Raw genomic sequence first — 13535 nt, 5'->3', positions numbered from 1 at the left:
TTCTTCATCAGAATGTTATCGCGCGTCATTCGTTTGGGTGACGCGACTTGCTGCGTTCTCTCTTACGAGGGCAGACACGGTTTCTTGTTCGTCGCGTTCGATTCTTGTGTGAAGCAACTCACAGCGAGTGGAAGTGAAGTCCATCAATCTCGCTTGCAGGTTGAGAGGAGATCGCCATGCCAAATACGTCACGGAGCCTGGCCGGGAAGTTCCATGGCGTTGTCGACCGCATGGTCGCAGCGCTGCATCAGCAGCGTGCGATCGAGGCGCGGCGCGTCGTTCAGCAGTACCGCCATCTGCTGGACGCGCAGCCCGAAGCATCGCCTTCGAACGAATTTTTTTCCGTCTGCAATGAAGAGGAATTTTCAGCAAATGCCCACCAATCTGATACGCGCGAGCGTTCGGCCAGTCGCCTCAGTCTCGAGCGCGCGTAACGTCAATTATGTCGCAATAGCGCTCACCGCAGCTCTCGTCACCCTTCAACTCGTTGGTCTTGTCATGCTGGAGCGATCGCACGCGCATGCGATGGAAGTGTCATTTCCGCGCGAGGCGGCGACCTGCGCCGAAAATGCCGCTGCGCCGGTATCACCAATTCCCTATGACTGAGCGGAGGGCGGACTATGCCTGATATCACGACTCTGCTGCTTCTCAGCGTTGCCGTGTTCGCCGGAGCCTTCGTCTCCGGGCTCTCGGGTTTCGCATTCTCGGCCGTGGCGGGCGCGGTCCTGCTGCGCGTGTTCCAGCCGTTGGAAGCCGTGCCGCTGATGATGGCGTGCAGCATCGGCGTGCAGGCGACCAATCTGTGGGCACTCCGGCGCAACATCCGCTGGGAAGGAAGCCTGCTCCTGATCATCGGTGGATTGATCGGCGTGCCCATCGCGGTTTCGCTGCTGCAGAGCATGGACACGCATTTGCTCCGGCGCGGATTTGGTGTCGTCGTTGCGCTCTATGCCGCCTATATGCTGCTGCGGCCGACGCTGGTGACGGCCGGCGAGGCCGTCGGCCGGCACTGGGTTGCCCTGATCGGATTCGGAGGAGGGCTCGTCGGTGGGCTCACCGCGATGCCTGGTGCGATCCCGACGATCTGGTGCGACATGCGTGGCATGCCCAAGAGCGAGCAGCGCGGTCTCGTGCAACCCTTCATCGCGGCGATGCAGGTGTTTGCGATCGCACTGCTGGTCGGGCATCAGGACCTGTCGTCGAAGGTCTTCGTCGACCTCGCGATCAGCCTGCCGGCGCTGTTCGCGGGATCGGCGCTCGGCGTGATCGCCTTTCACCGGGTCAACGAGACGGTCTTTCGCAAGACCGTGCTCGTTCTGCTGTTGGTGTCGGGCTTATCGCTGATCTAATGCCCGGCGCCTTGAACCGGTGCCGCGCTGATGTCGCTGCCGTGATGCACCAGCGGCTTCATGCCGGTGATCGTCCTGAGCAGCACGTAGAACACCGGCGTCAGGAATAGGCCGAACACGGTTACGCCGATCATGCCGGAGAACACCGCAACGCCCATCGCCCGCCGCATCTCCGAGCCGGCGCCGGTCGAGAGCACCAGCGGCAGCACGCCCATGATGAACGCCATCGACGTCATCAGGATCGGGCGCAGTCGCAGCCGGCTCGCCTCGATCGCGGCCCGGATCGGCGTGCGGCCTGCGAATTCGAGCTCGCGCGCGAATTCGACGATCAGGATGGCGTTCTTGGCGGAGAGGCCAACCAGCACGATCAGGCCGATCTGGGTGAAGACGTTGTTGTCGCCCTTCGAGATCCAGACGCCGAACATGGCAGCCTGCAGTCCCATCGGCACGATCAAGATGATCGAGAGCGGCAGCGTCAGGCTCTCGTAGAGCGCAGCGAGCACCAGGAACACCAGCAGGATCGCCAGCGGGAACACCCAAAGGCCGGAATTGCCGGCGATGAACTCCTGATAGGTCAGGTCGGTCCATTCGAAGGCAAAGCCGGGCGGCAGCACTTCCGCTGCGATCCGGGTTGCGGCCTCCTGCGCCTGGCCGGAGGAGAAGCCCGGCGCCGCCGCCGCATTGATGTCGGACGACAGGAAGCCGTTGTAGCGGATCGCACGCTCGGGCCCCGCACTCTGGCGGATCTTGAGCAGCGCCGACAGCGGCACCATGTCGCCGGAGGACGAGCGCACCTTCAACTGCCTGACGTCGTCGGCACGCGCGCGGAACGGTGCATCGGCCTGGACATAGACGGAGTAGGTGCGGCCAAACTTGTTGAAGTCGTTGACGTAGTAGGAGCCGAGGTAGATCTGCAGCGTGTTGAACACCTCCGTCACGGGTACGCCGAGCTGCAGCGCCTTGGTGCGGTCGATGTCGGCGAACAACTGGGGCACGTTGACCTGGAAGCTCGAGAACACGCCGGCGATCTCCGGCGCCTTCTGCATCGCAGCCATGAACGCCTTGGTCGCCTCGTTCAGCGCCTCATAGCCGAGACCGGCACGGTCCTCGATCTGCAGCTTGAAGCCGCCGATGGTGCCGAGGCCATTGACCGGCGGCGGCGGAAACATGGCGATGAAGGCTTCCTGGATGCCGGCATATTTCTTGTTGAGATCGGCAGCGATGGCATTGCCGCTCAGGGCCGCGCCCTTGCGCTCGTCGAACGGTTTCAGTGTCGAGAACACGATGCCGGCGTTGGACGAGTTGGTGAAGCCGGAGATCGACAGACCGGGGAAGGCGACAGAGCTCTCGACGCCGGGCTGGGTCAGCGCGATGTCGCTCATCTTGCGGATCACCTCCTCGGTGCGGTCGAGCGTCGCACCATCCGGCAGGCGGGCGAAGCCGACCAGATATTGCTTGTCCTGGCCCGGCACGAAGCCGCTGGGCACTTGCTGAAACAGGAAGGCGGTGAGGCCGACCAGCACCACATAGAGACCCATCACAGCGGCCTTGCCTGAGATCACCTTGGTGACGGTGCCGCTGTAGTTCTCCGAGGAGCGGGTAAAGGCCTTGTTGAAGCCGCGGAAGAACCAGCCAAGGCCCTTTTCCATGATCAGCGTCAGCCGGTCCTTCGGTTCGTTGTGGCCCTTGAGCAGCAAGGCCGACAGCGCTGGCGACAACGTCAGCGAGTTGACAGCGGAGATCACGGTCGAGATCGCGATCGTCAGCGCGAACTGCTTGTAGAATTGCCCGGTGAGGCCGGAGATGAAGGCGAGCGGCACGAACACCGCGATCAGCACCATGGCGATGGCGATGATCGGGCCGGACACCTCGCGCATCGCCTGATAGGTGGCGTCGCGCGGCGACAGTCCGCCCTCGATGTTGCGCTCGACGTTCTCGACCACGACGATGGCGTCGTCGACGACGATGCCGATCGCGAGCACGAGGCCAAACAGGCTGAGCGCGTTGATGGAGAAGCCGAACACATGCATCACCGCGAACGTGCCCACGATCGACACTGGCACGGCCAGCAGCGGGATGATCGAGGCGCGCCAGGTCTGCAGGAACAGGATCACCACCAGCACCACCAGCGCGATCGCCTCCAGCAGAGTATGGATCACGGCCTCGATCGAGGAGCGCACGAACTGGGTGGGATCGTAGACGATCTGGTAGGACACGCCTTCCGGCATGGTCTTCTTGATCTCGGCCATGGTGGCGCGGACGTGGTCGGAAATCTCCAGCGCGTTGGAGCCGGGCGCCTGGAAGATCGGGATCGCCACCGCCTGCTTGTTGTCGAGCAGAGAGCGCAGGCCGTATTCGGACGCGCCAAGCTCGATGCGCGCGACGTCGCGCAGGCGCACGACTTCGCCGCGCGGGCCGGTCTTGACCACGATGTCGCCGAACTGCTCTTCGTTGGCCAGACGGCCCTCGGCATTGACGGAGAGCTGCAAGTCGATGCCCTTGACGTTCGGGGAGGAGCCGACCACGCCGGCGGCCGCTTCGACGTTCTGCGCCTGGATCGCCTTGACGATGTCGCTGGCGGTCAGGCCATGCTCGGCCGCCTTCTGCGGATCGACCCAGACCCGCATCGAATAGTCGCCGGCGCCGTAGAGCTGAACGTCGCCGACGCCGTCGATCCGCGCCAGCCGGTCCTTGACGTTGAGCACGGCGTAGTTGCGCAAATACGTCATGTCGTAGCGGTTGTTCGGCGACAACAAATGCACGACCATGGTGAGATCGGGCGACGATTTCTTGGTGATGATGCCGAGCTGGCGCACCACGGCCGGAAGGCGCGGCTCGGCCTGCTGCACGCGGTTCTGCACCAGCTGCGTCGCCTTGTCGGGATCGGTGCCGAGGCGGAACGTTACCGTCAGCGTCATCGCGCCGTCGGTTGTGGCCTGGCTCGACATGTAGAGCATGCCTTCGACGCCATTGATCTGCTCCTCGATTGGAGTAGCGACGGTCTCCGCGATCACCTTGGGATTGGCGCCCGGATAGGTCGCGCGCACGAGGACTGAGGGCGGCACGACATCGGGATATTCCGAGATCGGCATCGCGAACAGCGAAATCAGGCCTGCGAGAAAGATCAGGACCGACAGCACGCCGGCGAAAATTGGACGATCAATGAAGAATTTCGAAAGATTCATGGACTTGCCCCTGCGCGAGAGACACCTCTCCCGTCATTCCGGGGCGCGGGCAGAGCCCGCGAACCCGGAATCCTGAGGTGATGTCTTTAGTTCTGCGACTTCGAGATTCCGGGTTCGCGCTATGCGCGCCCCGGAATGACGGACCTAACGTTGCACCACGTCCTGGTTGCTGCGGTTGGAGGCCCGCTGCCCGCGCGCACCCATTGTTGCGATCTCCGTCTTGAGGAGAGCGCCGGGGCGCACGCGCTGCAGACCGTTGACGACGATGCGGTCGCCAGGCTTCAGGCCCGCAGTGACGATCCGCAAGCCATCGACCGCACCGCCGAGCGTGACCGGCCGGTAGACCGCGCGGCTGTCGTCGCTAACAGCCATGACAAACTTCTTGTCCTGGTCGGTGCCGATCGCGCGCTCGTCGATCATCACCAGTGTCTGCTGCTTCGGCTGGCCCATGCGGACGCGGGCGAACTGGCCGGGGATCAGACGCCCGTCCTCGTTTGGGAATACCGCGCGCACGCGAATGGTGCCGCTCTGGCCGTTGACCTGGTTGTCGATGAGCTGGATGTGGCCCTTGGCCGAGAGACCGCCTGACGTCGCCATCTCCACCGGGATCTGGTCGAGCTTGCCTCGATTGCCGGAGGTGTCCGCGATCGAGTTCAGTGCGCGCAACACGACCTCTTCGTCCGCATCGAACGAGGCGTAGATCGGATTGACCGAGACCAGCGAGCTCAGCACCGGGGAGGCGGTGCCGGCGGCGACGAGATTGCCGACGGTGATCTCGAACTTGCCGACGCGGCCGTCCACGGGAGCGCGCACCTCGGTGTAGTCGAGATTGAGCTTTGCGGTCTGCAGCGTCGCTTCGGCCGCCTTCACATTGGCGATCGCTTCGCGGTTGGCATTATCGCGCTGGTCATAGTCGCGCCGCGTGACCACGGCATTGCCGACCAGCTGCGCGCCGCGTTCGAGTTCGCTCTGGGTGAACACCACGCGTGCCTTCGCAGCCTCGAGCTGGGCGGCAGCCTTGTCGACCTCGGCCGCATAAGGCGCCGGATCGATCTTGAACAAGAGATCGCCGGCCTTCACCAGCGCGCCCTCGGTGAAATTGGTCGCCAGGATTGCCCCGCCGACACGAGGGCGAAGCTCGACGCGCTGGATGGCCTCGAGCCGGCCGGAGAAATCATCCCACAGCACGGTCTGCTTTGGTTCGATCGTTGCAACCGTCACCGAAACGGCTTGCTCAGCCGCGGCCGCCGTTGCGGTCGCCTGAGCCGAATGGAAATAATGGCCGGTCGCGATCGAGCCTGCTACCGCGAGGGCGCCCACGACAGCGACGCCGCCGAGAAGGCGGCGAATACGGCCGGTGCGGAGGGTATTTTGGGAGGGGTGCATTTGCGCGCTCCATATATGTAGTGTTCACTACAAATGTGGAGCTGGATGTCGCAGTGCAAGATACTTATGTATCATTCACTAAGAAAATTGTAGCCGCATACCGCAAGAATTGAAAGACGGCAGGAAAATAAAGCTAGAACAAATAGATAGGATTTGGCGTTAGCCTCCAGCAAACGCGAATTCCGAGGAGAACAGGCACATGGGCATGGGACGCCCCCGCGAATTCGACGCCGATGTCGCGTTGGATCAGGCGATGGAAGTGTTTTGGCGCCATGGCTATGAGGGCGCCACGATTGCCCAGCTCACGGAGGCCATGGGCATTAACCCGCCGAGCCTCTACGCCTGCTTCGGCAACAAGGAGGGCCTGCTCAAGGCCGCGCTCGACCGCTACACCAAGCTGCGCGGCGCCTGGATGGACGAGGTGGTGGCCGCGCCCACCGCCCGCGACGTCGCCGAGCGGATGCTGATGGGCATTGCCGAAAAGCAGACCGACCCCGCCAACCCGCCCGGCTGCCTGCTCGTACAAGGCGGCATCGCCTGCGGCACCGGCTCCGAAAACGTGCCCTTCGAACTCGCCGCGCGCCGCGCCCAAAACGAGGACCAGCTTCGCGACCGTTTTGTCCGCGCCAAGGCGGAAGGCGATCTCACGACGAGCTCCGATCCCGCCGCGCTCGCGCGCTACGTCTCGGCGGTGTCGGTCGGCATGGGCGTGATGGCGTCTTCAGGCTCGGATCGCGAAGCGCTGCGGCAAGTGGCGAGCGTGGCCGTGCAGGCGGTCGAGGCGCAGTCGGAGCGCAGGTAGGGTTCTTGAAGAGGATCCCCCCTGACCTCGCATAGAGTACGCAATGTTCGCCCTCACATTTCTAGGCACCTCGGCCAGCGTTCCATCCGCGGAGCGCAATCATCCGGCGCTTCTCCTGGAGGCCGCGGGCCATCGCATGCTGATCGATTGCGGCGAGGGCACGCAGCGCCAGCTGTTGCGAAGTGGCGCCGGCTTTCGGCGGCTTGATCGCATCCTCCTGACGCATGGTCATCTCGATCACGTGCTCGGTATCCCCGGACTGTTCTCGACATTGGGATTGCGGCAGACCACCGACGCGATGACCATCCATGGCGGACCAGGCACGCTCGACATCGTGATGCGCATGCTCGCAGGCCTGTGGGGCGCGGGCCGGGCGCCGATTGCGATAGAGTTCGCGCCGCTCTCTGAAAGGCAGGTCGTCGACACCGGCGACTTCACCATCGACGGTTTTCCGGTCCGTCACCGCGACACCGATAGTTTTGGCTTCGTTTTCCAAAGCCCGGCGCGCCGCCATCTGTTGTCTGATCGCCTGTCCGCGCTCGGTGTGCCGGATGGTCCGATCCGCGGCGAGCTGGCCGCGGGGCGGCCAGTCACGATCGAGGGCCGACGGACGATTGATCCGGAGGATGTTCTGGGTCCGCCGAGTGGCGGCAGGAAGCTGGTCGTGATCGGCGACACCGAGGCTACGGAGGGGTTGTCAAAACACGTCGCCGATGCGGACCTGCTGGTGATCGAGGCGACATTCCTGAATCGGGATGCGCCGACGGCGCGAGACTACGGCCATCTCACCGCGGCAGAGGCGGCCACCTTCGCGGCCGCGAGCAACGTCCGGCAGCTCGTGCTGACTCATCTCTCGGGCCGCTATGAGGACGACGAGATTTTGGCCGAGGCGGCAGGCATCTTCCCGAGCGTCCGGATCGCCGCAGACTTCGATCGTATCGCTGTTTAGGAAATGCGCGCACGGCCATTAATCTTACCTGTCAAGGTTTATGCGACTTCGTTCCCGCAGCCGTGCCTTGGCGCGATATTTTCCGTAGATCAGAAATCGGCTTTGTATTGAGAGTACTATGTCTCTTTCCGTTGAATTGATCGTCGAAGGTTATGTGAAACTGAAGGATCGCGATGCGCTGGAGGATATTTTGGCACATCGGCAGGACTTGCTGCGGCAGCTGGTGGCGGTCACCGGCGTCGACCCGAAGCAGGCCATCGCGCAGGTCAACGAGGAAATCACCATTATAGAAGCCGGACTTGCGACGCTCGTTCCGGAATAACCGCCGGGCATCGGCGGACGGCACGCTCAGCCCGACAGGCCAGACTTGATCGCGAGCTCCTGCACCGTGTTCGTCAGTTGCATCAGCCTTGGCATCGCCTGGTCGCGAAAGGTCGGCATGTCCATGCGCATCGCATCTACAGTGATGCTCAGCCCAGCGATCACGGACCCGTGCGCGTCAAGGATCGGCGTCGCCAGCGTGCGCAGGCCGTAAGCGTTTTCGCCGTCGGAGACGGCATGGCCCTTCTTCTTCACCTGGTCGAGCCGGGTGAGCAGGGCGTCGAGATCGGTCAGCGTTCGTTCCGACAGCTTGACGCGGGGCCGCGACTCCAGTCGTTGGATCTGCTCGTCGCGCGCCAGATGCGCCAGCATGGCATGGCCAAGTGCGGCGCTGTAGGCGGGGATGCGCGTGCCCGGCCGACGATCCATCTTGTGGCGGTCGAGGCCGGCGCCGACGCGCGCGAGGTAAATCACGTCGCCGCCATCGAGGATACCGAGCGAGGCTGCATCGCCGACCTCAGGCACGAGGTCGCGCAACAGGGGTTCGACAATGGTGCGCAATGACCCATGCGACAGCACCGTGTAGCCGAGGTCGAGGCAGGCAACACCGAGGCGGAACCGGCGGCTCTGCGGCACCGCCTGGAGATAGCCGAGTTCGATCAGGGTCTGGATCAGCCGGAACGCCGTCCCGCGATCGAGATCGGCGCGTGCGGCAACTTCGCTCAGTGTCAGTTCGAACGCCTCGCTGGTGAAACTCTTGAGCACGGCAAAGGCCTTGCCGACCGAGGCGACATAATTCTTCGGATTTTTATCCCTGGGGTTTTTCGGGGTAGCTTCCGATAGGCGCTTTGCGGCCTTCTTTTCGACCTTGGCCATGCTGAATGTCCTGCCCTGGCAGCCGCAGCCCTTGACGCGGCGACAGCCTGCTTTTACCAACGAAGCAGATTATAACAAATGTTCGCATTCCGAACAACATCGATCTGACGATCGGAGGAAGCTTTGTCGACATCATCGCTGCACCCCCAGTCCTTGCACCCACATGGCGTGTTCTGCGCCGCGTTGACGCCGCTCGACACCGAGCTCGCGCCCGATCACGCGCGCTTCATCGCGCATTGCAGCTATCTGCTGGACGAAGGCTGCGACGCCATCGCGATGCTGGGCACGACGGGGGAGGCGAACTCCTTCTCGGTCGCCGAGCGCACGGCGTTGCTGGAGGCCGTGGTCGCCGGCGGCATCAAGCCGAACCAGCTGCTGCCCGGTACGGGTGTCGTTGCGTTCACCGAGACGATCGCGTTGACGCGCCACGCGCTGTCGGTCGGTGTCGAGACCGTGGTGATGCTGCCGCCGTTCTACTACAAGAATGTCAGCGATGACGGCATCTATGCTGCCTATAGCGAGATCATCCAGCGCATCGGCGATGCCAAGCTCAAGATCGTGCTCTATCACATCCCGCAGATGTCGATGCAGCCGATCTCGCATGCGCTGATCGAGCGGCTGCGCAAGGCCTATCCATCGACCATTGCCGGCATCAAGGACTCTTCCGGCGACTTCGCCAACATGACCGCGATGGTCGAGCGGTTCCCGGGCTTCTCCGTGCTGACCGGCGCCGATCCGCTGCTGCTGCCGCTGCTGCGCAAGGGCGGTGGCGGCTGCATCACCGCGACCTCGAACCTCGTCGCGCGCGATCTCGCCTATGTCTTCAAGCATTTCCGCGACGACGACGCAAAGCTCGCGGCTGCGCAGGCGCGCATTGTGAAGGCGCGTGAGCTGGTCTCGCGCTTCGCGCAGATGCCGTCGTTGAAGGCCTTGGTCGCCGAGCGCACAGGTCACGCCGGTTGGGAGCGGCTGCGTCCGCCGCTGGAGACTTTGCCAGCCGCTCAACGGAAAGAGCTGCTGGCGACTGCCGCGGCAGTTGCGACGGCCGCTTAAGACCGAGGCAGACGACGAGGCGTCCGATGTCCGACACTTTCCGGGATGCATTGACCGGGCTCGCCGCCATCGTCGGCGACAAGCACGTCATTGCGCCCGGATCTGATCAGGAGCCCTATGTGGTGGACTGGCGCGGACGCTATCACGGCCGCGCCGTTGCGGTGGTGAAGCCCGGCTCGACCGCGGAGGTTTCGTCCGTCGTCAGATATTGCGCCGAGAAGCGGTTCGCGATCGTGCCGCAGGGCGGCAACACCGGCATGTGCGGGGCCGCGACGCCGGATGATCGCGCCGGCAATGTCGTGATCCGGCTGGACCGTATGCGCGCCGTACGCGACATCAGTCCGCTCGCCAACACCGTCACGGTGGAAGCTGGCTGCATCCTCGCCGACGTCCAGAGTGCGGCCCGCGATGTCGATCGCTATTTTCCCCTGAGCCTCGGCGCCGAGGGCTCTTGCCAGATCGGCGGAAACATCTCGACCAATGCTGGCGGCACTGCCGTGCTGCGCTACGGGCCGACGCGGGATCTCGTGCTTGGGCTGGAGGTCGTGTTGCCGGACGGGCGGGTGTTCAACGGCCTGCGCGCGCTGCGCAAGGACAATACGGGTTATGCACTCAAACAACTCTTCATCGGCGCGGAAGGTACGCTCGGCATCGTCACCGCCGCGGTGCTGAAACTGTTTGCGCCACCGCGCAGTTCTGCGCTGGCGCTTCTGAAATTGCAGGGTGTCGAGCAGGCGCTCGAGATCATGGCACGCCTGCGCGGCGCTGTCGGCGACCGGCTTGGCAGCCTCGAGATCATGTCCCGGTCCCAGATCGAGGCAATTGCCGCGACCGTGCCGCACGTCGCCATTCCCTTCGCGCTGACGACACCATGGTATCTGATCGTCGAGCTGACCGACGCGCTCGCGGGCGTCGACCTCAACGAGCCGCTGGCGGCGGTGCTTGCGGACGCCATGGAAGCCGGACTCGCTGAAGACGCGATCCTGGCCTCGAACCTCGCGCAGGCAAAGGCGATCTGGGCCGTCAGGCATAGCGTATCCGAGGGCAACAAGCGCAGCGGCTATGTAGTCTCGCATGACAGCGTGGTGCCGCTGGAGCGCCAGGCGGCGTTCGTCACCAATGTCGAGGCCCGGATCAAGGCGGCCGTGCCGCATGCCACCGTCGTGATGCATGGTCATATCGGCGACGGCAACATCCACGTCATCGCGCTGATCGATCGTGCGCGTTGCCAGGATCCGACCGCGACGGCCGCGCTGGTGGCGCAAATTAACGAGATCGTCGATGACGAGACCGCGGCGCAGGGCGGGGCGATCAGCGCCGAGCATGGCATCGGCATCACCAATCGTGGCCGGCTTGCCCGCGTCGCCGATCCGCTCGACATCGAGCTGATGCGCAGCATCAAGCAATTGCTCGATCCGTACGGCCTGATGAATCCCGGCAAGATCTTTGGCGCGGGAGCGGCATGACGATGACACGCGTCCGCCTGCTTGCCGACGATCTCACCGGCGCGCTCGACACCGCGGCGGAGTTCGTCGGCCTGTGCGGACCGTTCGACGTCATCTGGGCGGATGCGCCCGTAGCTTCAGTCTCGTCGAGCCTTGCGATCGACAGCGGCACGAGGGAGCGTTCGAAGGCGGACAGCGTAGATATAGTCGGGCGGCTGGCGCCGCTGCTTCGTGACGGCACGATCGCTTACAAGAAGGTCGACAGCCTGCTCCGCGGCGCCTGGGCGGCCGAGCTCGGCGCCTGTCTGGATTCTGGCCACTGGGCGTCATGCGTCGTCGCGCCTGCGTTCGACTATCAGGGGCGCCGCACCGTGGATGCCCAGCAATATGCACGCACCGTGCAAGGCGACTGGCATCGCGTCGGCGACAATCTGCTGGATCAGTTGAGACAAGAAGACATTGGCGCGCAGCGGGGCAGCGCCGACACCTTGCTGCAAGGCGGTGTTCAGGTCTTCGATGCCGAGAGTGACCTCGATCTCGACCGGGTCGTCGAAATAGCCCGGCGGATGCCCGGGCCCGTGCTCTGGTGCGGCAGTGGTGGTTTGGCCGGCGCGCTTGCCCGCAATCATGGTTCCACTACGCCTTTGGCGCTGAAGCGACCAGTGCTGGGCTTGTTCGGCTCCGATCAGGCGACGACCGCTTCCCAACTCGCGGCATGTGGCGAAGCCACCATCGCATTGGCCGAGGGGCAGGGCAGCGCGATCGTTCAGCGCAAGCTGATCGACGCCGGCGTGGCCATGGTGAAATTCGCGCTTCCCGAGGGCCTTCCGCGTTCAGAGGCGGCACAGCGCATCGCGCACGAATTGACAACGCTGATCGCGGCGCTTGATCCGCCCGGAACCCTGATCGTTGCTGGCGGCGAGACGCTGAAGGCCGTATGCCTTGCCGTCGGCGCGCATGCGCTCCAGGTGACAGGGCGCATCGTTCCGGGGCTGCCGCGCTCGGTGCTGCAAGGCGGGCGGTGGACCGGCGTCGATGTCATCTCGAAATCCGGAGCGTTCGGTGCGCGCGAATTGTGGCGCGATCTGCTGCAGGACAATCATCTGCTCAACATGGAGAGTCCGACATGACCTCTCGTCATCTTGCCATTACCATGGGTGATCCCGCCGGGATCGGTCCGGAGATCATCGTCAAGGCCTGCGTTGGCCTGAAGGACCGGATCGCAAGCGGCGATCTGCGCCTGCTGATTATTGGCAGTGGTGCGGCGCTGGACGGTGCAAAGACCGCGCTCGGCGCGCGCGTCGCGATTCCGCAAGTCACGGCCGACGATCGCGACTGGCCTAACCTTTGTTACCTGCAGGCCGACGCCGAAGGTGATCCGATCAAGCCCGGCGTGCTCAGCGCCGATGGCGGCCGCTTTGCCTACAAAGCGATCGAGCAGGGCGTCCGGCTGACCCAGGCCGGCCGAACCGGAGCCATCGTCACGGCGCCGCTCAACAAGGAAGCCCTCAACAAGGCCGGCTATCATTTCCCGGGTCACACCGAGATGCTCGCGCATCTCACCGGCGTGCGCGGCTCCGTGATGCTGCTGGCCCACGGCAACATGCGCGTCAGCCATGTCTCCACCCACGTGGCGCTGGAAGACGTGCCGAAGCGTCTGACACCGGAGCGGCTGCGCATGGTGATCGATCTCACCAACGACGCGCTGCACCGGCTCGGAATCGCGAAGCCCAAGATCGCGATCGCTGCGCTGAACCCGCATGCCGGCGAGGGCGGTCTGTTCGGCCGGCAGGATATCGACGTCTCCGCGCCGACGATTGCCAAGGCCGTCGCCGACGGCCTCGACGTCGTCGGTCCCGTGCCCGGCGACACCATCTTCGTCAAGCTGCGCGCCGGCCAGTTCGATGCGGCGGTTGCGATGTATCACGACCAAGGGCACATCCCGGTCAAGCTGCTCGGCTTCCAGGTCGATCCCGCCACGGGCCGCTGGCAGGAGCTCTCCGGCGTCAACATCACGCTGGGCCTGCCGATCATCCGCACCTCAGTCGATCACGGCACCGCCTTCGATATCGCTGGCAAAGGCATCGCCAACGAGCACAGCCTGATCGAGGCCATCGACTATGCCGAGCGGCTGGCCGCAGGCAGCACCGCTTCCAAGTCTTGAGATCG

Annotated in this window: 12 protein-coding genes; 9 read left to right on the top strand and 3 right to left on the bottom strand. The window is 64.2% G+C overall.

What is annotated here, in order from left to right; all coding sequences use genetic code 11:
- The first annotated feature begins 176 nt into the window (after window positions 1–176).
- Both ACWAT4_RS24260 and ACWAT4_RS24255 read left to right on the top strand, forming a co-directional pair.
- Complete coding sequence (locus ACWAT4_RS24260; RefSeq protein WP_449728255.1) at window positions 177–434, top strand: hypothetical protein; 258 nt, start codon at window positions 177–179, stop codon at window positions 432–434.
- Between the two features lie 186 nt (window positions 435–620).
- Window positions 621–1349, top strand: coding sequence for a sulfite exporter TauE/SafE family protein (locus tag ACWAT4_RS24255; RefSeq protein ID WP_212299212.1), 729 nt, complete (start codon window positions 621–623; stop codon window positions 1347–1349).
- Here the strand turns inward: ACWAT4_RS24255 and ACWAT4_RS24250 are convergent.
- Both ACWAT4_RS24250 and ACWAT4_RS24245 read right to left on the bottom strand, forming a co-directional pair.
- On the bottom strand, window positions 1346–4534 hold the full coding sequence (locus ACWAT4_RS24250; RefSeq protein ID WP_449728254.1) for an efflux RND transporter permease subunit: 3189 nt from the start codon (window positions 4532–4534) through the stop codon (window positions 1346–1348). The two genes, ACWAT4_RS24255 and ACWAT4_RS24250, sit on opposite strands and share 4 nt — an antisense overlap.
- Before the next feature lie 144 nt (window positions 4535–4678).
- Window positions 4679–5920 (bottom strand): efflux RND transporter periplasmic adaptor subunit, encoded by a 1242-nt coding sequence (locus tag ACWAT4_RS24245; RefSeq protein WP_449728253.1) that lies wholly within the window; start codon window positions 5918–5920, stop codon window positions 4679–4681.
- Window positions 5921–6119: 199 nt separating this feature from the next.
- Between ACWAT4_RS24245 and ACWAT4_RS24240 the strand changes: the two genes are divergently transcribed.
- From ACWAT4_RS24240 to ACWAT4_RS24230, 3 genes are all read left to right on the top strand, one after another.
- Window positions 6120–6722, top strand: a complete 603-nt coding sequence (locus ACWAT4_RS24240) for a TetR/AcrR family transcriptional regulator (RefSeq protein ID WP_212299215.1) — start codon at window positions 6120–6122, stop codon at window positions 6720–6722.
- Window positions 6723–6765: 43 nt separating this feature from the next.
- On the top strand, window positions 6766–7671 hold the full coding sequence (gene rnz / locus ACWAT4_RS24235; RefSeq protein ID WP_449728252.1) for a ribonuclease Z: 906 nt from the start codon (window positions 6766–6768) through the stop codon (window positions 7669–7671).
- 118 nt (window positions 7672–7789) lie between these two features.
- Entirely contained in the window at window positions 7790–7993 is a 204-nt protein-coding gene (locus tag ACWAT4_RS24230) for a hypothetical protein (RefSeq protein WP_212299217.1), read from the top strand.
- Between the two features lie 26 nt (window positions 7994–8019).
- Here ACWAT4_RS24230 and ACWAT4_RS24225 read toward each other — a convergent pair whose 3' ends face one another.
- On the bottom strand, window positions 8020–8868 hold the full coding sequence (locus tag ACWAT4_RS24225; protein WP_212299218.1) for an IclR family transcriptional regulator: 849 nt from the start codon (window positions 8866–8868) through the stop codon (window positions 8020–8022).
- A 138-nt stretch (window positions 8869–9006) separates the two neighbouring features.
- Here ACWAT4_RS24225 and ACWAT4_RS24220 point away from each other — a divergent pair, with 138 nt between their 5' ends.
- Genes ACWAT4_RS24220 through pdxA form a run of 4 tightly spaced genes read left to right on the top strand, consistent with a single transcriptional unit; the run spans window position 9007 to window position 13530 of the window.
- Window positions 9007–9921, top strand: coding sequence for a dihydrodipicolinate synthase family protein (locus ACWAT4_RS24220; RefSeq protein ID WP_449731253.1), 915 nt, complete (start codon window positions 9007–9009; stop codon window positions 9919–9921).
- Window positions 9922–9947: 26 nt separating this feature from the next.
- Window positions 9948–11387 carry an FAD-binding oxidoreductase gene (locus ACWAT4_RS24215; protein ID WP_449728251.1) on the top strand — a complete coding sequence of 480 codons (1440 nt, stop codon included), beginning with the start codon at window positions 9948–9950 and terminating at the stop codon, window positions 11385–11387.
- A 2-nt stretch (window positions 11388–11389) separates the two neighbouring features.
- Window positions 11390–12496, top strand: coding sequence for a four-carbon acid sugar kinase family protein (locus ACWAT4_RS24210; protein ID WP_449731252.1), 1107 nt, complete (start codon window positions 11390–11392; stop codon window positions 12494–12496).
- A complete protein-coding gene (pdxA, locus tag ACWAT4_RS24205; RefSeq protein WP_212443805.1) occupies window positions 12493–13530 on the top strand; it encodes a 4-hydroxythreonine-4-phosphate dehydrogenase PdxA in 1038 nt (345 codons plus the stop codon). Before ACWAT4_RS24210 ends, pdxA begins: the two co-directional genes overlap by 4 nt.
- Window positions 13531–13535 lie beyond the last annotated feature (5 nt).

It is taken from the genome of Bradyrhizobium sp. T-1 (assembly GCF_053592855.1).
The sequence above is the reverse complement of the archived record's forward strand: the minus strand, read 5'-3'. Positions and strand labels throughout refer to the sequence as shown.